Origin of the sequence: Micromonospora sp. NBRC 110038 (assembly GCF_020884815.1) — a bacterium.
Taxonomy (GTDB): Bacteria; Actinomycetota; Actinomycetes; order Mycobacteriales; family Micromonosporaceae; genus Micromonospora; species Micromonospora haikouensis.
On record NZ_BBOL01000009.1, the window covers coordinates 101,987 to 122,070 of the forward strand.

The 20,084-nt window shown below is 71.0% G+C and carries 12 protein-coding genes and 1 pseudogene; 7 read left to right on the top strand and 6 right to left on the bottom strand.

Going from position 1 to position 20,084, the window contains the following annotated elements:
• Positions 1–23: 23 nt before the first annotated feature.
• The 4 genes from LPU61_RS26000 to acs form a co-directional block, all read right to left on the bottom strand.
• The gene (locus LPU61_RS26000; RefSeq protein WP_043961451.1) at positions 24–956 is read right to left on the bottom strand and encodes an alpha/beta fold hydrolase; all 933 of its coding nucleotides are present in this window, start codon (positions 954–956) and stop codon (positions 24–26) included.
• A gap of 110 nt (positions 957–1,066) precedes the next feature.
• The gene (locus tag LPU61_RS26005) at positions 1,067–3,499 is read right to left on the bottom strand and encodes an immune inhibitor A domain-containing protein (protein ID WP_043961452.1); all 2,433 of its coding nucleotides are present in this window, start codon (positions 3,497–3,499) and stop codon (positions 1,067–1,069) included.
• A 333-nt stretch (positions 3,500–3,832) separates the two neighbouring features.
• Positions 3,833–6,625 (bottom strand): immune inhibitor A domain-containing protein, encoded by a 2,793-nt coding sequence (locus LPU61_RS26010; protein ID WP_229406451.1) that lies wholly within the window; start codon positions 6,623–6,625, stop codon positions 3,833–3,835.
• Between the two features lie 254 nt (positions 6,626–6,879).
• A complete protein-coding gene (gene acs / locus LPU61_RS26015) occupies positions 6,880–8,844 on the bottom strand; it encodes an acetate--CoA ligase (RefSeq protein ID WP_043961453.1) in 1,965 nt (654 codons plus the stop codon).
• Between the two features lie 213 nt (positions 8,845–9,057).
• Here acs and LPU61_RS26020 point away from each other — a divergent pair, with 213 nt between their 5' ends.
• On the top strand, positions 9,058–9,804 hold the full coding sequence (locus LPU61_RS26020; protein ID WP_043961454.1) for an oxidoreductase: 747 nt from the start codon (positions 9,058–9,060) through the stop codon (positions 9,802–9,804).
• Between the two features lie 72 nt (positions 9,805–9,876).
• Here LPU61_RS26020 and LPU61_RS26025 read toward each other — a convergent pair whose 3' ends face one another.
• Positions 9,877–10,680, bottom strand: a complete 804-nt coding sequence (locus LPU61_RS26025; RefSeq protein ID WP_043961455.1) for an HAD family phosphatase — start codon at positions 10,678–10,680, stop codon at positions 9,877–9,879.
• Between the two features lie 1,142 nt (positions 10,681–11,822).
• Positions 11,823–12,092, bottom strand: coding sequence for a hypothetical protein (locus tag LPU61_RS26030; protein ID WP_229406452.1), 270 nt, complete (start codon positions 12,090–12,092; stop codon positions 11,823–11,825).
• A gap of 164 nt (positions 12,093–12,256) precedes the next feature.
• Here LPU61_RS26030 and LPU61_RS26035 point away from each other — a divergent pair, with 164 nt between their 5' ends.
• The 6 genes and pseudogenes from LPU61_RS26035 to LPU61_RS26060 all read left to right on the top strand — a co-directional run bounded on the left by LPU61_RS26035 (position 12,257) and on the right by LPU61_RS26060 (position 19,991).
• Positions 12,257–12,610: a hypothetical protein gene (locus LPU61_RS26035; RefSeq protein WP_229406453.1), complete on the top strand. Its 354-nt coding sequence runs from the start codon at positions 12,257–12,259 to the stop codon at positions 12,608–12,610.
• Positions 12,611–13,655: 1,045 nt separating this feature from the next.
• Positions 13,656–14,027, top strand: a pseudogene (locus LPU61_RS26040) (NUDIX domain-containing protein); the annotation flags it as partial.
• A 63-nt stretch (positions 14,028–14,090) separates the two neighbouring features.
• Positions 14,091–14,741 carry an HAD family hydrolase gene (locus LPU61_RS26045; protein WP_229406619.1) on the top strand — a complete coding sequence of 217 codons (651 nt, stop codon included), beginning with the start codon at positions 14,091–14,093 and terminating at the stop codon, positions 14,739–14,741.
• Between the two features lie 225 nt (positions 14,742–14,966).
• Positions 14,967–16,091 carry an endonuclease domain-containing protein gene (locus tag LPU61_RS26050; protein WP_229406454.1) on the top strand — a complete coding sequence of 375 codons (1,125 nt, stop codon included), beginning with the start codon at positions 14,967–14,969 and terminating at the stop codon, positions 16,089–16,091.
• The gene (locus LPU61_RS26055; protein ID WP_052503593.1) at positions 16,078–16,731 is read left to right on the top strand and encodes a hypothetical protein; all 654 of its coding nucleotides are present in this window, start codon (positions 16,078–16,080) and stop codon (positions 16,729–16,731) included. The genes LPU61_RS26050 and LPU61_RS26055 overlap by 14 nt, the downstream gene beginning before the upstream one ends.
• The gene (locus LPU61_RS26060; RefSeq protein ID WP_229406620.1) at positions 16,731–19,991 is read left to right on the top strand and encodes a helicase HerA domain-containing protein; all 3,261 of its coding nucleotides are present in this window, start codon (positions 16,731–16,733) and stop codon (positions 19,989–19,991) included. The genes LPU61_RS26055 and LPU61_RS26060 overlap by 1 nt, the downstream gene beginning before the upstream one ends.
• The last annotated feature ends 93 nt before the right edge of the window (positions 19,992–20,084 follow it).

Here is a 20,084-nt window from a genome sequence, read left to right on the forward strand (position 1 = left end):
GCCAGGGGCGGGGCGGGAGCCGCTCAGGACTTCGCCCAGCGCAGGATCTCGCCGAGCACCACGTCCCGCGCCTCGACGTGCGGGAAGTGGCCGACGTCGTCCAGCAGCCGCCACTCGTAGGGGGCCGTCACGTAGCGGCCGGAGCCCTGGGCGGTGCGCGGCAGGGACGCGACGTCCAACGCGCCGTGCAGTTGCAGCGTCGGGGTGACCAGGGGCTTCTGCATCAGCCGCACGAACCGGTAGCCGTGCAGCCGCAGCACCGAGCGGAACGCCCAGCGGTAGCCCTCCAGCGCGCAGAACGCGGCCTGCGGGATCCGCATCGCCTCCCGGCAGCGCCGGGCGTACGCGTCGAAGTCGGGGCCGTCGACCCACCGGGGGCCGCCCCAGCGGCGCAGCATCTCCTCGACGGCCGCCGCGTCGTCGCGGGTGAGCACGTGCTCGTAGCGGGGTAGCTGGAACTTCAGGGCCGGGGTGGCGGCGGCGAACTGGCCGCGCGGGTCGGCGAAGATCGCGGCCCGCAGCCGCAGGGGGTGGGGCGCGCCGAGCACGACGAGCCGGCGGACCAGCGACGGGTGGAACGAGGCGGCGGTCCAGCCGATCAGGCCGCCGGCACCGGTGCCGACCACGGTGGCGGAGCGTTCGCCGAGGCCCCGGATCAGGCCGGCGACGTCGGCGGCGAGGGTGTAGCCGTCGTACCCCCGGGGCGGCTTGTCGCTGGCCCCGTAGCCGCGCAGGTCGACCGCGACGGCCCGGAAGCCGGCGTCGGCGACGGCCGGCAGCACGTCGTGCCAGGCCCACCAGTGCTCGGGGAAGCCGTGCAGGAGGAGCACCATCGGGCCGGTGCCGGCCTCGACGACGTGGAAGCGGCTGCCGTTGGCCCCGACGAACCGGTGCGTCCACGGCCCCTCGGTCAGGACACAGGACTCGTCGACGGCCCCGCCGCGCTGCTCGGTCATGACCCCAGCCTAGGACCCCGGAGCACCGGGGCCGAAAGGGCGATGCCCGGGCAGGTGGCCTGCCCGGGCATCGCGGTGGAACGGTCGATCAGCGCATGCCGATCAGTGGCTCAGGAGAAGCGGACCTTGATCGAGGTGCCCTTCTGCTCCAGCACCTTGATCTTGGTGCCGGTGGCCGGGACCTTGACGCCGTGGTTCGGCAGCTCCGGGAACCAGTACTGCTTGGTGTCGTCGAACAGCGGCTGCGCGGCCTGACCCCGGATGTACTGGGCCTGCCCGTTGATGTGCAGCGTGAACGAGTCCGCCTTCTTCGTGCTGAACGGCGCGTCGTACACCTGGACGCGGGCCCGCCACGGGTTGCCGGTCAGGTTGTAGATCGGCTGCGGACGCGAGTCGATGATCATGTTGCGACCCTCGCCCGGGTGCTCGAACGTGTCGTTGTCCGCGAACCGGAGGTTCCAGTACGAGATCAGCAGGCCCTCCTGGTACGCGTAGTGGTCCACGTAGTCCGGGCGGGTGTTGCCGTAGCCGAAGTAGTACGGGCCGGTCTTGAGGTACTGGTCGTACGAGACGTAGGACCGGTGGCCGGCGATGTAGTAGTTGTCGAAGAGCCGGGTGTAGGTCTCGTCGACGATGCTCCAGCCCTTGGCGGCCCAGTCGCCGGTGCCGCTCTCGGCGCCGTCGCTGGACAGCGTCTGGCCGTCGGCGGTCACGGTGATGTTGTCACCGAAGAACCCGCCCTCGGCCACGCCACCGTCGGTGATGTAGTGGAACCGGAACTGGATGCTCTTGCCGGTCAGGGCGTTGAGCGGGATGTTGATGTCGGTCCACGCGCCGTTGCTGCTGCCGCTGAGGCCCGGGGTCGGGTCGCTGCTGGACACCGGCGGGATCGGCTTGCCGTTCACGGTGCCGGGCAGCGCGTTCCAGGTGGAGCCGCCGTCGGTCGACGCCTCGAAGAAGAGGTAGTCGTAGCCGGACTCGATGTCGAACCGGCCCTTGAGCGACAGGGCCGCCGAGGTCTTCCCGGTCAGGTCGATCGTCCTGGTCAGGGTGTTGTCCAGGTCGTCGTCGTTGCCGGAGAAGAACTGCTTGCTGCCCTCGAACGGCGCGCCGTAGTCGAAGGTGTACTCCCGCTGCGGCAGGACCACCACGGCGGCCTGCGGCTTGGCCGTGTTGTATTCCTGCGGGCCGAGCTCCAGGGTCTTCTTCTGGCCGGCCTTGACCACCTCGTAGTCGAGCCAGCCGAGCTGGAGCTTGTTCCAGGCGCCGAGGTCGCCGCCGCGCTCGCCGATGCCGGCGTCGTTCTTGGCGGAGAGCCGGCTCTGGGCCATCAGGGTCCAGTGCTCGTTGTTGTTGTCGCCGCCGTTGAGGTTGTTGTAGTCGTCCGGCAGGCCCAGGTCGTGAGCGTACTCGTGGTAGAAGACGCTCCGGCCGCCGTTCTCCGGCTGGATCGTGTAGTCGCGGATCCAGACGCCGGTGTTGCCGATCTGGGTGCCGCCGATCGGGAAGTTCGCCGGGCCGGTGCGCGAGGTGTTGTACGCCGACCAGCGGTGGCTCCAGATGGCGTCCTCACCCTGGTGCGGGTCGCCGTCGGCCTGGTCGCCGCCGGAGTGGACGATCTGGAAGTGGTCGATGTAGCCGTCCGGCTCGTTGAAGTCGCCGTCGCCGTCGTAGTCGAACCGGTCCCACTGGTCGTAGGACTGCATGTCGGCCTTGATCTGGGCGTCGGTGCGGCCCTTGGCCTTCTGGTCGGCGACCCACTGGTTGGCGGCGTCGCGGACCAGGTCCCAGGTGTTCTGGCAGATGTTGTCCGCGCAGACCGCCGGGTCGTTGGCCGGGTTGTCGGTGTCGTCGTCCGCGATCGGGTCGTCCGAGCGGCCGTAGCGGGCCGCGTTGTACTTGACCTTCACCCAGTCGGTGACCATGCCGTCGACGCTGTAGCGCCCGGACGACTGGGCCTCGTAGTACTGCTTGAGCGACTCGTCGCCCTGCCCGGTGCCGAAGTACAGCTGGCGGAAGTAGTCCGCGCTGTAGTCGGCCTGCCAGACGGTCGAGTTGTCCACCGCCCGGTTGGGCTGGGGGATCTCGTTGTGCAGCGGCCCGTCGAAGGTGGTCGGCCCGGCGATGTTCGGGTTGGTGTCCTTGTCCGGGTACGCGGGGTCCCGCTCGTCGCCGAACTCGGCGAGGATGACGAAGATCTTGTCGGTGCGCTCCCGGGCCAGCTCGACGTACTGGTCCTTCTGGCCCTTCTTGGCGCTGCGCGCGCCGGCCGCGGAGGCCGCGCCGCCGGCGGTCTTGCCGACCTTGACGACGGTGCTGCCGTTGATCTTCTGGGCCTTGGCCCGGCCGGAGAGGACCTCGCTGAGGCCCTCCTGGCGGAGCGCGCGGCGCTTGTCCTCGAGCTTGTCCGGCAGATCGTGATCCGCTGGGGCCTTCTCGGCGGCCGACGGGGCGGCCGTCGGGAGCTTCGCGGTCGGCGCCGCGTTGGCGGTCGTGGCGACCACCAGACCCGTCGCCGTCAACGAAAGCCCGAGCAGACCCACTGCGACTTTCCGCACGTGGTACCTCCGGTGTGAGGGAACCGGCCCAACGGGGGTAGGAGCCGGTGAGTCGTCCCGACTGTGGGACCAATGGTGAACATAGAGTCTCGCGGGACGGGTGGGAAGACGCGTGCGTCGATTTGTTGCAAACTTTTGTTGAGAACGCTTTTCACCGTCACACCGATCGCCTTCGGCGGCAGGCTGAGCAGCGCGGACGCCCGACGGTGAATTGCAGCGACGAATCTCGATGGGTGTGGTCGGATAAATGCGGAAGGGGCCGGTGGCGTCGCCGCCACCGGCCCCTTCGTTGATCTTCCGATCAGTTGCCGCCCGTCGTCACGGGGTCGCCGCGGTCACCTTCACCGTGGCGACGGAGTTGTTCCACGCGGTCTTCTTCACCGTCAGCGAGACGCCGTAGGCGACGCCCGCGTCACCGGGGTTGCCCGTGCCCAGGACGATCGCCCCGCCACCCAGGGTGACCCCGTAGAACGAGGGCGCCGGGGTGCCGTCCGGGTTGACCACCCGGGTCGTGTACTGCGCGTTGCCGCGCGACGGCAGCACCACGGAGGCGTCGCTGTCCCGCGCGTACGGCGAGCCGTCCCGGATCTCGATGCCCGGGTACCAGCCCTTGGAGTCGGTGAACTGCGGCACCGCCGGCTGCGCCGGGAAGCTCGTGCAGTACTCGCTGTACGGCTCGTCCGCCGCCTCCAGGCACTCCTTGAAGGAGTACGTCTTCTTCAGGCCGAACGCCGCGTTCGACGACTGGGGCCGGCTGGGCAGGTTGTCCAGCACCGACGGGTCCTTCTCGGCCGCCGTGCCCTGCCGCCGCAGCGGGTCGAAGTGCGAGTCGACGATCAGCAGGCCACCCTTGGCGCCGTAGCTCGGCAGGGCGGTCAGCTGCCCGGTGACGTGGTTGACGTCGCCGAGCGCCGTGTCGCGGTACCAGACCAGCATGCCCGGGGCGTTGTAGGAGATCCGGTCGACCTTCCACGCCTCGTGCGAGTACACCGTGTCGTACGCGTACTTCAGGCCCTTGTCGAAGCCGTCGAAGTTACGCCACTCGGCCAGGTAGTAGTGCGCCCGGACCTCGGTGCCCGAGTTGGTCTTCCAACCCGCGCCGGTGGTGTCGGTGAAGCTGCCGCCGGTGGCGGTCCAGCCGTTCGCCCCGCCCTCGACGTCGTCGCTCCAGGTGGTGGCGCCGCCGCCGGTGACCGAGAAGTCGTCGGCGAACCAGCCGCGCTCCACGAACGCCTCGTCGGTGGCCTGCCGCAGCCGCAGCTGCACGGTCTGCCCCGCGTACGCCGACAGGTCGACGTAGTCGTGCCGCCAGCCGCCGGACGAGCCGGTCAGGCCGTACTTCTTGCCGCCGAAGTCGGCCATCCGGCCGTTCGGGTCGGCGTAGTTGTCCGGCGTGGTGACGACGGTGCCGTCGGCGTCGTAGACCTTCTGCTCGGACCAGGTCGCCCCGCCGTCGGTGGAGAGCTCGACGAAGCCGTAGTCCCAGTCCTCCTCGATGATGTAGTTGTTCCACATCCAGAACTTGGCGTCGGCGGCGGAGGGGACGCTCACCGAACGGCTCAGCTTGACGTCCGCCCAGTTCTGGTCGGCGCCGCTGTGCCACATGTTCGACCCGCTGTGCGGGGTGGCCAGGGTGATCACCTTGTCCGGCAGGTCCACCTTGATGCCGTCGGCCGTGCCGACCGGCGTGCGGGAGGTCTGCCCGAGCTTGATGGTGCGCGGGGCGGAGCCGGGGGCGACCGTCACCGGGTCGGCCCAGCCGAGCACCCACTTGTCCCAGATGCCCATGTGGGTGGGCAGCGCCTGGAAGATCTCGCCGCTGTGCGACCCGGAGGCCATCAGGTCCCAGAAGTCCACGTCGGAGTCGGCGTTGCCGGACGTGTCGTAGAGGTCCGGCAGGCCCAGGTCGTGCCCGTACTCGTGGGCGAAGACGCCGACGCCGGCGTCCTCCGGCTGCACGATGTAGTTCGACACCTTGAGCTGCGTGCCGGGGATGGTGTAGCCGCCCGGAACGGTCGAGGAGTGCGCCCACACCGCGTACGTGCCCTCGGCGCCGCCGCCGCGGGACTTGCCCTGGCCGGCGTGCACCAGCACCAGGTGGTCGATCACGCCGTCGGGCTCGAAGAGGTTGCCGTCGCCGTCGCGGTCGCTCTGGTCCTCGATGTCGTAGTCGGCCCACGGGAAGCTCGGGTCCATGGCGGCCAGCGCGTCGATCGCGTCGGTGGCCAGCCGGCCCGCCCCGGCCGGGTTGTCCGGGTGGCCGTTCATCGCCTGCTCACGCCCGGCGACCCAGTTGCCGTTCTCGTCCTGGAAGCAGCGCGACGCCGCGTACCAGCCCTCCGAGTGCGGCACGGTGATCCACGGGCTGGCCTGCCCGTCCACCGTGTACGCGCCCTTGGACATCTCCAGGTACATGTTGTGCATGGTCCGGCCGGCGAGGCTGATGCCCTTCTTGCCGTCCGGGCCCTTCAGGTCCTTGCGGACCCGCTCGGTGATGCCCGTCTTCGTGTAGAGCATCTTGTTGTAGTGGGCCGGCGAGAAGTCCGGCACCCACATCGAGTTGTTGTCCTTGTGCGGCAGGCTCGCCGGGTTCGGGATGTTGTTGTGCTTCGGCCCGTTCTGCACCGTGCCGGGGACGCAGGTCCGGTCCTCGAAGACCGTCTTCGGCACCATCGTGCCGGTGAAGTCGTCGTTGGCCTGGTCGTTGAACTCCACCAGCAGGGTGAGGAGCTTCGCCTTCTGGGTGCTCGGGGCCTTCTTGATCCACCGGGGGCTCTTGCCGGAGCGGATCGACTGGGCCTCCAGCTTCGCCAGCTGCTTGGCGGTCGTCGGGTTGCCCGCGGCGTACTTGCGGTCGTAGGCCCGGGCCTCGTCCGCCGCCGTGGTGTACACGCCGTCGGCGCCCTTGACCTCCTTGCCGGCGGTGTCCGGCTGCACCTCGGGCTCGGCGTAGTTGATGTAGTGCTCGTCCGCCCCGATCGTGGCAGGAGCCGGGCCGGACGTCTGGGCCGACGCAGTCCCCGTCACGGTCAGTGACGTGGCCGCGAGGGCGATGGCGGGCAGCGCGACGAGTAGGCGTCGGCGTGACCGTCGTTGCGGAATCATGTGCATGCCGCTCCGTTTCTCGGGCATGGGCGTGGAGCCGGCCGGCGCGCACGGCAGAGACATCCGTCGAACCGACCGATGCGGCTGAACCTAAAGGAGAAAGAACCCTTCCGACAGGGGGTGGCGTCCCCTGTGTCCGTTCAGCCGGTGCCCCTCAACCGACCGACCGACACCCCTTCGTCACGCACCGTTCACAAGCGCAGACACGGAGGGTGGCGGCCCGTGCGGGGCCCGCCACCCTCCGAAAGGTACGTCCTATGTCAGTCCTCGTCGGACTTGCCGCCGCCCATCCCCGAGGAGATCAGCTCCATCACCGAGGAGTCCTGCAGGGTCGTCACGTCGCCCAGCGACCGGTTCTCCGCGACGTCCCGCAGCAGCCGACGCATGATCTTGCCGGAGCGGGTCTTCGGCAGCTCCGGCACCAGCATGATCTGCCGCGGCTTGGCGATCGGGCCGAGCGTCCGCGCCACGTGGTTGCGCAGGTCCGCGATCAGCTGCTCGCCCGCCTCGCCGGCCGTGTCGACCGAGCCGCGCGGGATGGCGAACGCCACGATCGCCTGCCCCGTCGTCGGGTCGGTCGCCCCCACCACCGCCGCCTCCGCCACCGACGGGTGCGACACCAGCGCCGACTCCACCTCCGTGGTGGAGATGTTGTGGCCCGACACCAGCATCACGTCGTCCACCCGGCCCAGCAGCCAGATGTGCCCGTCGTCGTCCTTCTTCGCCCCGTCCCCGGCGAAGTACATGCCCTCGAACCGCGACCAGTACGTCTCGACGAACCGGTCGTCGTCGCCCCAGATCGTGCGCAGCATCGACGGCCACGGCTCGCGCAGCACCAGATAGCCGCCGCCGCCGTTCGGCACCGACTGGCCTTGGTCGTCCACCACGTCCGCCACGACGCCCGGCAGCGGGGTCATCGCCGAACCCGGCTTGGTCTCGGTGACCCCGGGCAGTGGCGAGATCATGATCGCGCCCGTCTCGGTCTGCCACCAGGTGTCCACGATCGGCAGCTCACCCCGGCCCACGTGCTGCCTGTACCACATCCACGCCTCGGGGTTGATCGGCTCGCCGACGCTGCCCAGCAGCCGCAGCGAGGACAGGTCGTGCCCGGCGGGGATGTCGTCGCCCCACTTCATCATCGTGCGGATCAGCGTCGGCGCGGTGTACAGGATGCTCACCTGGTACCGGTCGACGATCTCCCAGAACCGGCCCTTGTGCGGCGTGTCCGGGGTGCCCTCGTACATGACCTGGGTGACGCCGTTGGCCAGCGGCCCGTACACGATGTAGGAGTGCCCCGTCACCCAGCCGATGTCGGCGGTGCACCAGTAGACGTCCGTCTCCGGCTTCAGGTCGAACACCGCGTGCGCCGTGTACGCCGCCTGCGTCAGGTAGCCGCCCGTGGTGTGCAGGATGCCCTTCGGCCGGGCCGTCGTGCCCGAGGTGTAGAGGATGAACAGCGGGTGCTCGGCGTCGAACGGCTGCGCGGTGTGCTCCGCCGACGCGGTCTCCACCGTCTCGTGCCACCAGTGGTCCTTCGCCGACCAGGCGACCTCCTCACCGGTGCGGCGGACCACCAGCACGTGCTCCACCGACGGGCACTTCGCCACCGCCTCGTCCACGGTCGGCTTCAACGCCGACGGCTTGCCCCGGCGGTACCCGCCGTCGGCGGTGATCACCACCTTGGCGGTGGCGTCCTGGATGCGGTTGCTCAGCGAGTCGGCGGAGAAGCCGCCGAAGACCACGCTGTGCGTCGCGCCGATGCGGGCGCAGGCCAGCATCGCCACCGCCGCCTCCGGCACCATCGGCAGGTAGATCGCCACCCGGTCGCCGGCCACCACGCCCAGGTCGGTCAGCGCGTTCGCCGCCTGGCAGGTCATCCGGTGCAGGTCGGCGTACGTGATGGTGCGGGTGTCGCCCGGCTCGCCCTCCCAGTGGATGGCCACCCGGTCGCCGTTGCCCGCCTCCACGTGCCGGTCCAGGCAGTTGTACGCCACGTTCAGCCGGCCGCCCACGAACCACTTCGCGAACGGCGGGTTCGACCAGTCGAGCACCTGCTCCCACTGCTGCGCCCAGGCCAGCCGCCCGGCCTGCCGCTCCCAGAACGCCAGCCGGTCGGCGGCGGCCTCGGCGTACGCGTCGGCGGTCACGTTGGCGTGCGCGGCGAGTGCGGCCGGCGGCGGGAACTGCCGCGTCTCGTTCAGCAAGTTGGCCAGTGCCTCGCTCATGCCGTGACTCCCTCGTCGCTCGCGTGACCTGCGTCTCCTACCCCCGCAGAGGTTAGTCGGGGCGGCCGGAGGCCGCGACAGCTCCCCGAACCCACGCGCGCCGAGCGGCCCCCGCCACGCGCCGAGCTGTCAGGAAGGGCCCCCTGTTGACGCCTACGGTAGAGAAGGGTCCCCTTCTCACCCGCCGTCCCCGCAGGTGGCTAGCGTGGCAGCGTGACCGCTGATCCGCTCGCGCCCCTGCTCGCGCTCGCCGACATCGCCCCCGCCGTCGAGCGGGCCCGCGACCGCGTCGACCAGGCCATGCGGCACCGCGCTCTGCGCCGGCACGGCGGCCAGGTCGCGGCCGAGGTCAGCCTCCGGTCCGCCGTGGCCAGCGCCGCCCTGGAGGGGTACGCCCACGACCGCGAGTCCGTCCGGGCCGGCACGGTCACCGACCCGGTGAGTCAGGGCGCGCTGCGGGTCGCCGGGGCGCTGCCCGGCCTGACCGAGCGCTGGCCGACGTCGCCCCGGCAGGTCCTCGCCCGGCTGCACGTGCTCGCCGCCCGGGATGTCGTACCCGAAAACGAGCTGGGGCGGCCGGTGGCCGACCCGGTCGTCGCCGCCCGGCTCGACGGCCTGGCCGGGCTCGTCGCCGGCGGCACCGCCGTGCCCCCGCTCGTGCTCGCCGCCGTCGTGCACGGCGAGCTGCTCAACCTGCGCCCGTTCGCCGGGCCGTCCGGCCTGGTGGCCCGGGGAGCCGCCCGGCTCGTCCTGATGTCCACCGGTTTCGACCCCCGCGGGCTCGTCGGCGTCGACGTCGGCCACCGCGAGCGCGAACCCGAGTACGTCGGCGCGGCCGGGGCGTTCGCCACCGGCACCCCCGACGGGCTGCGCTCCTGGTTGCGGCACTACATGGCCGCCGTCGAACTCGGCGCCGACCAGCTCACCGCCGTCGGCGACGAGATCCTCGCCGCCGCCTGAACCGGCTGGCTGACCCGGCTGGCTGGCCCGGCTGGCCTGGCCGGGCCGCCCGGACCGGTCGCGGGCTGCCGGTCAGGCCACCGGGGTGGTACGCGTGCGGCGGTGCCGGCCGTACCAGGCGATGCCGATCGCCACCCCGACCCCGACGCCCAGCGCCGCCGCGGCGACCGGCACCGCCGGGCGCTCCCGCAGCCGGCGGCCCAGCGGGATCGGGTGCCGGAACTCCAGCACCGGCCAGGCGTTCTCGGTGGCCAGCCTGCGCAGCGCCCGATCCGGGTTGACCACCGACGGATGCCCCACGCACTCCAGCAGCGGCCGGTCGCTCATCGAATCGGAGTACGCGTACGAGTCGGCCAGGTCGTAGCCGCGCAGCCGGGCCAGCTCGCTGACCGCCTCGACCTTGCTCGGACCGGCCGCGTAGAACTCCACCTCACCGCTGTACCGGCCGTCCGCCACCGCCATCCGCGTGGCGATCACGTCGGTCACCCCGAGCAACTCGCCGATCGGCCGGACCATCTCCTCCCCAGAGGCGGAGACCAGCACGACGTCCCGCCCGGCGGCCTGGTGCTCCTCGATGAGGGCCGCCGCCTCGGCGTACACGTAGGGGTTGATCAGCTCGTGCAGTGTCTCCGCGACGATCTGGCGGACCTGTTCCACCTGCCAGCCCTTGCACAGCGCGGCCAGGTAGTCCCGGGTCTTGGCCATGGTCTGCTCGTCGGTGCCGCCCAGCCGGAACATCAGCTGCGCGTACGCCGACTTCACCACGTCCCGCCGGGTGATCAGCCCATCCCGGTAGAACGGCCGACCAAACGCCAAGGCGCTCGACTTGGCGATGACGGTCTTGTCCAGATCGAAAAAAGCGGCACTTCGGCCCACGGCGCGAAAGTCTAGCCGGATGGTCTATGGTCGGCGGGTGCCTGGGGTACGGACTCCGGCCCGGCCCCTACGGCGACCTCCTCCACCCCCTGCCGTCAGTGACGGCGGTCACACTCTCCGGCGATGATTTCGCAGGGAGTGGAGGCGACACCACTCGACGTATACCGGTTTGCTCAGGCATGCTTGTTCTTGCGACGCACATTCGCGTTGTCGTACGACAGCAGGCCCTCGGCGATCGCACCCCCCGTGACCGCCGAGCCGGTTCGGCTCAACCCCCCCGGAGCCGAACCTCCCGACGACCCCCGTCTCCCCCCGACGGGGGTCGTCCCTTTCCCGGTCCCGTTCCAGGCCAGGTGAAGGCGCGTTTCCCGGGTCGGCCGGGCCGGGCGACAGGCGGAAAGTCAGCGAATCGTCAGCGAACGTCAGCCGCACCCGATCGGCGTAATCGTCCGGCGTGCGCTGATCCACTCATGCTGATCGAAGCGGATCATGCGTCGTGTTCACGTAGGTGTTCATCAGCCGGGCCGCTCGGGGGGAGCTTGCTGGCGCGTACCAGAATCTGGGCTTGCGGGCCCCGGTGGCCCGACGGGAGGAGCTTGACTCCTTCGACCCGCGCGCGGCCAACCCTGGCTCGTGCTACGCCTGGGGAGCAATGATCGCGGCCTCTATACGTAGTCCAACCCCGACGAGCCTAGGAGGCCAGCGAGGACGTGAGGTTCCGTCTGCCCTGAGTCGCTCAACGCGGTGAGCGCGGAGATCAGCAAGCCCGCCAGCGATGACACAGTGCCTACTACTCGCCTGGTAGCGGCTCGCCGGGATCGAAGGTCCACTGCGGGACCGTACCGGAGACCGGACCTCGAAACTGTCCGCATAGCGACTGACCACCGGCTCGCGGTCGTGACGATCGCGGGGCGGTTGACCACCGCCGAGGTTGGGGCGATCGGCTGCCGCGCGCTGCCGGACAGAGCTGCGCGTCCCACCGTGCAGCCGTGCCGGCGACGTGCCAGTAGCCGGTGTCTCAGACGGTCAGCGATCATGATCGGGCACCACGATCCCGCCGCTGACCAGGCGATCCGGGCAGATCATGACAGCCGAGAACGATCTTCCAAACTGACGGTGTTCCTGCGGCCATCCGGAAGGGGTCAGAAGGTCGGTTGGACTGTGTTCCACCAGCCGACGATCCGGCTCGCAACATAGTCGAGGTCATACCGCGCAGGATCTAGGCCGAAGTGGTCTCCCAACTCGTGCCGAAGAACCCCCCGTATCTCTGTCTGGCCGGCACCGGCCCGCAGCCTGTCGAACAGTGGTCCGTGCATGCAGTCGTACTCGTCTGGCGCAATCTCCGCCACTCCGATCGGGTCCCACTCGTTGAGGACGTTTCGCAGGCTCAGTTGCAGGTCGGCCCAGTCCATCCGCTGATTCTGATGGTCTGTGTGGCTGTACAGCCATCCGTACAGCCAAGCCGGCCGACGGACCCGGCCGCAGGCCGACGGAAGTCGACGGGATGAGCAGGTCAGCGGCCCTGGTGCGAGCCACCGTCACTGTCCCGTGACTCAAAGGCTGGCAGACTCCGGTCATGAGTTACGACCTGGCGGTGTGGGAGGGCGTGCAGCCGTCGAACGATGGCGAGGGCGGAGCCGTCTACGACCAACTCTACGAGAAGTACATGGCTGGCGAGGAGGTTGCCCCGACTCCCGGCATCCTGGCCTACGCCGAGGCGCTGGCTGAGCGCTGGGCCGTCCTGACCGATAATCAGACTTCCGGTTGGGAATCCCTGCTCGACGATGCTTCCGGGCCGATGATCTACCTGACGATGCCATACGGGCTGGCTGGCGAACTGTCGGCCGAGGCTGCCCGCCTGGCCGCCGAGCAAGGGCTTGTCTGCTACGACCCACAGGAAGAGCACCTACGGCCAGTGCACAACGATTAGGCGAAGCCGTCCGCGCTCGCGGCCTCCCCTGCGGGCGGTCCGGCCGTCCTCGGGCGTCCGCAGCGCCTCGTGCAGAATGCGTGCAACGATCTTGGCGCGCGGAGCCGGTAAGCATCCGGCCCGCCCGGGGCATGCCCACAGTGGTCACGCTGCCGCTGCGCTGTTGCCTTCCTAAACCGTGTCCCAGACGGTCCCCAGCGGTCATGATCGGGCACAGCCACACCCCCGCCCACCAGGTGATCCGGGCGGATCATGACAGCCGGAACAATCCTTCAAGCCGAGGTCCTTAACTGCCCGGCACCGGACCGCCTTCCTGCCTAGAGTGCGCGTCGCACTGCCGATAGTGTTGGCCTGTGACGGCAGAAGCTCAGCGAGCCGTGCGGCGGCTTTGTGACCAGGCGCTCACCGGCGTTGGTCGATGGTCTGGGCGGGCTCCACTTCGCGATGCCCTATACCACGTGACACGTGGGCGGCTCGACAAGCGTCCGCGCTACTCGGTCGGCCAGCTCCCGACCCTTGACACGCCCTGGCAGGACACCGCATCAGGTAGGTACTTCGGTTGGCGGTGCCGACAGGCAACCCTCAACGGGGAGTTCGCCTTTGCCGTCGAGTACATCGTGTGCCCGTACTGCCGAATAGCATGGGTCGACAAGCCATACACCGCCGAGGAGTACCAGCGTCAGGGCCTTGCCTCGGTGGCACTGTGGGCGCTCCGCGAGGAAATCCAGGACTGCACTGGTACACCGGCAGCGGGCACCTGGGCCAGGCCAAGGCGTTTTGGATGGCTGTTGGACGCGGCGTTCCTGGTGGCTACAGTCAACGCAAGTTGTGCGAGCACATCGGCATGCCTGGGGGATTGAAGCCGAGCTGGCTACTTCGGCGCAAGCAGGGCCGCGCGGCCAGTAGCGCTTACCACGATTGATCGCTGGCGCTTCGGCGGGAACGGTGCGCAGCGCAGAAGTCAGCAGATCGGCAGCGAAGGCCGTGCCGCGTGGCGACTTTCGATCATGCCCAGCAGCCGGCGGCGAGGTGGCAGCCTATTCTCGTGGCGAGAATTGAGCACTACTACGACCCGAACGCGCCGAAGGCCAACAGCATCGTCGTGGCCGTCTCCGTCTTCGTCCGAGACGAGGACGGTCGGGTGCTGCTCATCCAGCGCACCGACAACGGCCTTTGGTCGCTGCCCGGCGGCGGCCAGGAGATCGGCGAATCGGTCGCGGGGACGGCGGTCCGGGAGGCCCAGGAGGAGACCGGCCTACGGGTCGAGGTCGCCGGAATGATCGGCGTCTACTCCGACCCCGGTCACGTCATCGCCTACACCGATGGCGAGGTGCGGCAGCAGTTCTCCCTGTGCCTGCGAGCCTTGCCCGTCGGCGGCACTCTGACCCCGAGCGACGAATCAAGCGACGTCCGGTGGCCGGCGCTCGGACGAAAAGTGCTCGGCTTCACCCGCCCGGTACGGTTGCTGATCATGCAGCAGATGGCGCTCTTCGATCTCGATAACACGCTTGTGGACCGTTCGGGAGCATTCCGACGCTGGGCAGCCGAGTTCTGCGCCGATCGCGGACTGTCAGACGACGCGTTGGCCTGGCTGATCGCGACTGATCAGGACGGTGCCGTACCCCGCGACTGGTTCTTTGGCGAGGTGACGGCCCGTTTCGGTCTGGCATCGGTGGACACCACGTGGGGGCAGTACCGACGCCGGATGCCGGAACTGGTGAGTTGCCCCGAAGAAGTGCTGGGGTCGCTGAGACTGCTGCGCGACGATGGCTGGAGTGTCGCGATCGTGACCAACGGCCAGGCGGACAACCAGTTGGGCAAGATCAGGCGTACTGGGCTGGACCGATGCGTCGACGCCTGGGCGGTGTCCGCAGAGGTGGGCGTCCGGAAGCCAGCACGCGAGATCTTCGAGGCGGCGGCCCGTGGGTGCGGTCTTGATTTGCGGGATGGTGGCTGGGCGATCGGTGACAGCCCGGTGCTTGATGTCGAGGGTGGCCGCGCGGCAGGGCTTGCCACCCTATGGGTCAGCCGGGGCAAGGAATGGCCGCCTGAACTCGCCCCACCTGATCGCACCGTCACGGATGTCGTGGCCGCTGTCCAAGTGCTGCTGAACGAGGACGCCGGGCGGTAGCTGTACAGCTGTCCGGGCGGTCAAGCCGGCCGTCGGGCTCCGCGCAACGGCTTCCGCCGGGACGTCCACCCCCCACGGTCCGAAAGCCGACTCTGCAGCGGCACCTGAGCGTCCCGCCGCTGGTGGGAGGGCCTTTCCGTCCCCCGACGCCCTACGTAGCGGGCACGCGACGGTGTGGCGTCACCCGAGGCGCGTTCGTACTCTGTCCGGGACGTCCCGTCGACCGTGGGGGAGGGCCGGACGCTGCTGGTTAACCGGAGCCTCGCCGACGTCCCCGCCGACCGGGTCGTCGCGTTGCCCGACGCGGACACCGACGCGCTGGCCATGCTGATCGCGCGGGACCACGCGGAGTTGGCCGCCGTGGTGCACCGCCCGGCCGCCCGGATCGCGCTGCCGGTGGACTTCGTGTACGCCGCGTTGGGCCAGCTCGAACAGGTCGCCGTCGAGTTGCTGCCCGCCTGGCTGCCCGAGGCTGCGGACGGCGTCCGCCCGGACACGTCCGGCCTGGCGGCGGTCCGGGCCGCCGCTGCGGCGCGGTCCCGCCGCGATCGTTATCCCGGTTCCTTCCTGCCGGACCTGGCCGTCTTCGCGGTGACGGCCCGGCGTCCCGCCGGCACGCAGTTGCCGCTGCGCACCCGGGCGGCGGCACTGGCGCGGCTCGTCGCGGGGGCGTTCGGCCGGCGTCGGGTGGTGCTGCTCGTCGAGCCGGCCGCCGGCACGGGCGCGGTTTCTGCGGCGGGGGCCGCCTGGCTGGTGCAGCACGGCGGCCCGGTCACCTGGCTGCTCGGGGCCGGCGCGGCCGGGCTGGAGGCGGTGCCGGAGTTCTCGGTCGCGCTGCCGCCCGTGCCGCGCGCCGCGTCGCTCGCGCCGCCACGCACGGCGCGCGACGTGCCATCCGCGTCGCTCACCCCGCCACGCACGGCGCGCGACGTGCCTCCCGCGCCGCGCGGACTGTCGTCCGACGCGGGGGCGGTGGTGGGCCGGCCGCACCCGGCGAGCGAGGCCGAGAAGAGGCTGGAGGCGGCGCTCGCCGCCGAGAGCTGGGCCGTCGGGCGGCGGTGGAACCAGAGCTACCGGTCGCATGATCTGGCCACGCCGGTCCGGCTGGATCTACTGTGGCCCGACGAACGGTGCGTGGTGGAGATCGACGGGCCGGAGCACTGCCGTCCGGTCCACTTCGAGGCCGACCGGCAGCGCGACGTCCAGTTGCAACTGGATGGTTACGCCGTCCTGCGCTTCACCAACGCCCGGGTGACCCACGACGTCGGTGCCGTGGTCCGGCAGATCGGCACGTATCTGCGGGAGCGTCGGCGGGACATGGCGGAAGGACGGCAGCATGGCCGGCGATGATCTGACGGCATCCGAGAGCGCGATCCTCGTCGTGCTCATGGCCGAGGCGCGCGAGGTGCTGAACACCGAGCTCCGCGAGCTCTACCACCTCGACGTACGCAAGCCGCAGCGCGACAAGCTCACCCGCCTGCACTACGTCGCCAGCCGCAAGAGCGGATCGACGTACGCCCTCCAGCTCGACGACAAGGGCTGGGTGCGGATGCAGAGCGACCTCGACTTCGCGCTGCGCGGCGCGTCGGCGCTCGGCGCCGCGTTGACCGCCCTCCAGGCCAACCTGCGCGACCGGGTCCTGGCGCGCAGCGGCTGCGCCACGCTGGCCGAGCTGTTCGCCGTGACCGACGTACGCGCGTCGGCTCCCACGGCCGCCGCCGACCCGGCGGGCGCGCTGACGGCGCGCGTGGTCAGCGCGTACCGGGCGCTGGCCGACGCGCCGGGGGCCTGGGTGAGCCTGCGCCGCCTCCGCCCGTTCTTCGCCGACGTGCCGCGCGAGGACCTGGACGAGGCGCTGCGTCGGCTCAGCCGCTCCGAGGGCGTCGCCATCACGCCGGAGTCGAACCAGAAGACGCTCACCGAGGCGGACATCGCGGCCGCGCTGCGCCTCGGCGGGCAGGACAATCATCTGCTGGCGATCGGCGTGTGATGGACGAGGCGGAGCGGACCGCGCTGGCGGCCCTGCGGTTCGACTGGGCGCCGGTCCCCGACGACGTGTGGCGTCCGCTGCCCTTCCACGTCGAGGGCCTGCACGTCCCGGTCGTCCGGGAGGTGCTCGCCGGGGTGGACGAGGCCGCGTCGAACCCGCACGGCAGCCCGCTCGGCCTCGTCGTGCAGGGGCAGCGGGGGTCCGGCAAGACCCACCTGCTGGGCGTGGTCCGCCAGCGGGTGCAGGAGGCGGGCGGCTACTTCTTCCTGGTCGGCCTGCTCGACGCGGGCAGCTTCTGGGACAACGTCCTCGCCGCCCTGCTGGACGGCCTGGCCCGGCCGGTGCCCGGCAGCCCCGAGACGCAGCTCAAGCTGCTGCTGCGGCGGCTGTCGGCGCTGGTGGGCGCGCCCCGGACGGCACGCCGGGCCGTGATGGGCGACACCGAGCTGACCCGGCCGGCGCTCGACGCCTTCCTCACCGGCCTCGGCGACTACGACCGGCACGCGGCCCGCACCTGCCAGGAGACCGCCCGCGCCCTCGCGCTGTCCGCCTCGGAGGACATCTCCCACCGCGACCTGGCGGAGAACTACTTCCTCTCCGGCGAGGAGGTCGTGGCCGGCGAACGCGCGGCCTGGGGGATGCGGCGCGCGCCCCGACCGGCCCAGCAGATCGTGCAGGACCTGTCCTGGCTGCTGGCGCTCACCGGCCCGTCGGTGGTGGCGATCGACCAGGTCGACACGCTGATCGCCCAGTTGGCGATCCAGAGCGACCCCGCCGTGGTGGGCGCCGCCGCGATGAGCCCGGAGCAGTCGCTCATGCTGGCCCGGATGGCGGACGGCCTGATGTCGCTGCGGCAGGCGACGCGGCGCACGCTGACCGTCCTCGCCTGCATCCCGAACTCGTGGACGATCATCCGGTCCACGGCCGCCGACACCGTCGCCGACCGGTTCCGGGAGACCCCGGTCCTGCGCCGGATCGACGACGCCGATCTCGCGCGGGCGATCATCGAGAAGCGGTTCACCGTCCGCTACGGCGAGGTCGGGTACGCGCCGCCGTACCCGTCGTGGCCGGTGTCCCCGCGCGCCTTCGCCGAGGCCGGGGCCTTCACCCCGCGCCAACTGCTGATCGAGATCGACCGGCACATCCGGGGCTGCCTCGCCGCCGACGAGGTGCGGGAGATGGCCACGCTGGGCGAGCCGGCCGTCGCGGAGTCACCAGCGCCCCGGCCCGCCCCGGTCACCGCCACCGCCGAGGAGATGGAGCGTTACGACGCCCGCTTCGCCGAGCTGCGGGACGCCGCCGACGTCGCCACCCCGCTCGGGCGGGCGACGGAGGACGAGGCGATGCCGCCGCTGCTCGCCGCCGGGCTCACCGCCTGGATCCTGGAACGCGGCGACGCCGGTGCGGCGTTCAGCGTCGACCCGCCCCCGAGCACCGACCCGCCGCTGCACGCCCGGCTGCGCCTGACGCTCGACGAGCGCACCGAGGACCAGGCGCACTGGTGTTTCCGGGCGATCAGCGACGACCACCACGGCAACGCGGCGCTGGCCCGGCTCCGCAAGGCGAGTGTGGCGGCCGCCCTCGACACCGGCTCGGCCAAGCGCACGCTGTTCCTGCTGCGCAACCGCGGCTGGTCGACCAGCGCCGCCACCCGGAAGGCCGTCTCCGCGTTCACGGCGGCGGGCGGGCAGACCATCGGTGTCGACGAGGAGGACCTGCGGATCCTCTCGGCGCTGCGGGTCATGCTCGCCGAGGCCACGATGGACTTCCAGGGCTGGCTGATCGACCGCCGCCCGACCCGGGACCTGAAGTTCCTCCAGCACGCGCTGGCCGACGTCGACCGCTGGACGACGGACGCCGCGCCGCCGGGACCCGCCGCCCGCCCGGCCGCCCCGACCCCCACCGCCCCGACCCCGGTCACTCCGGCCCCGGAGGCCAGCGAGCCGGCGCGGTCGGCCGAGTCGGCAGGGCCGGCCGAGTCGGCCCCGGCGGCCACCGTCCCGGCCGAGCCGGCGTTCGTCGTCGGGTACGGGTACGACGACGGCGCGCCCGTGCCGCTGGCCCTGGAGGCGCTCCGGAAGCACACCACGATCTTCGCCGGCTCGGGCTCGGGCAAGACGGTGCTCATCCGCCGCATCGTCGAGGAGTGCGCCCTCGCCGGTGTCTCCGCCATCGTGCTCGACCCGAACAACGACCTCGCCCGCCTCGGGGAGGAATGGCCCGAGCAGCCCGCAAGGTGGCGGCCGGGCGACGCGGCCCGGGCGCGGGACTATCTGGCGTACACCGACGTGGTGGTCTGGACGCCGCGCCGCAACTCGGGCCGCCCGCTGAGCTTCCAGCCGCTGCCCGACTTCACCGGCGTGCGCGACGACCCGGACGAGTTCGGTGAGGCCGTCGAGGCGGCGGTCGCGGCCCTCGCGCCGCGCGCCATGGTCACCGGCCGGGCCACCAGGGCGCACTTGGGGCTGGCGGTGCTGCGCAAGGCCGTCGAGCACTACGGCCGGCGCGGCGGTTCCCGGCTGAGGGGCCTCGTCGACACGCTGGCCGACCTGCCGGACGGGATCATCGACCTCGACGACGCCGAGAAGATCGGCCTCAGCCTGGCGCAGAACCTGACGGCGGCCATGGTCAACGATCCGCTCTTCGGGGGCGAGGGCACCCCGATGGATCCCGGCGTGCTGCTCACGCCCGCCCCCGGCAGGCGGGCCCGGGTATCGGTGGTCAGCCTCGTGGGCCTGCCCTCCGACGACGTGCGCCAGAGCTTCGTCAACCAGCTCCAGATGGCGCTGTTCGCCTGGATCAAGAGGAACCCGGCCGGCGACCGGCCGCTGCTGGGGCTGCTCGTCATGGACGAGGCGCAGACGTTCGCCCCGTCGGGGGCGATGACGGCCTGCACCCAGAGCACGCTGGCGCTGGCCGCCCAGGCGCGCAAGTACGGGCTCGGGCTGGTCTTCGCCACGCAGGCGCCGAAGGGGCTGCACAACCGCATCCCGGGGAACGCGGCGACGCAGTTGTACGGCCTGATGAACAGCCCGATCCAGATCGAGGCGGCCCGCGAGATGGCCCGCGCCAAGGGCGGGGACGTGCCGGACATCTCCCGGCTGACGGTGGGCGAGTTCTACCTCGCCGCCGAGGGCGCGGCACCACGGAAGATCCGGACCCCGCTCTCGCTGACGCATCATCCCCGCAGCCCGCTCACCGTCGAGGAGGTGCTGGATCGGGCGCGCGGGACGGGCCGGTCCGGAGTGGCGGGACGATAGCTGAGAGTGATTTAGGGCGGTGTGCAAATTGCCCCGATGGGATTGTCACGCACCCTTCGCGCAGCGTCCCGTCGCCACTACTTTGTGCCGTAC

Excerpts from the sequence above, each read along its gene's own strand:
- LPU61_RS26000 (WP_043961451.1), bottom strand. The coding sequence starts at position 956 with ATGACCGAGCAGCGCGGCGGGGCCGTCGACGAGTCCTGTGTCCTGACC.
- LPU61_RS26010 (WP_229406451.1), bottom strand. The coding sequence starts at position 6,625 with ATGCACATGATTCCGCAACGACGGTCACGCCGACGCCTACTCGTCGCG.
- acs (WP_043961453.1), bottom strand. The coding sequence starts at position 8,844 with ATGAGCGAGGCACTGGCCAACTTGCTGAACGAGACGCGGCAGTTCCCG.
- LPU61_RS26030 (WP_229406452.1), bottom strand. The coding sequence starts at position 12,092 with ATGGACTGGGCCGACCTGCAACTGAGCCTGCGAAACGTCCTCAACGAG.
- LPU61_RS26035 (WP_229406453.1), top strand. The coding sequence starts at position 12,257 with ATGAGTTACGACCTGGCGGTGTGGGAGGGCGTGCAGCCGTCGAACGAT.
- LPU61_RS26045 (WP_229406619.1), top strand. The coding sequence starts at position 14,091 with ATGGCGCTCTTCGATCTCGATAACACGCTTGTGGACCGTTCGGGAGCA.
- LPU61_RS26055 (WP_052503593.1), top strand. The coding sequence starts at position 16,078 with ATGGCCGGCGATGATCTGACGGCATCCGAGAGCGCGATCCTCGTCGTG.
- LPU61_RS26060 (WP_229406620.1), top strand. The coding sequence starts at position 16,731 with ATGGACGAGGCGGAGCGGACCGCGCTGGCGGCCCTGCGGTTCGACTGG.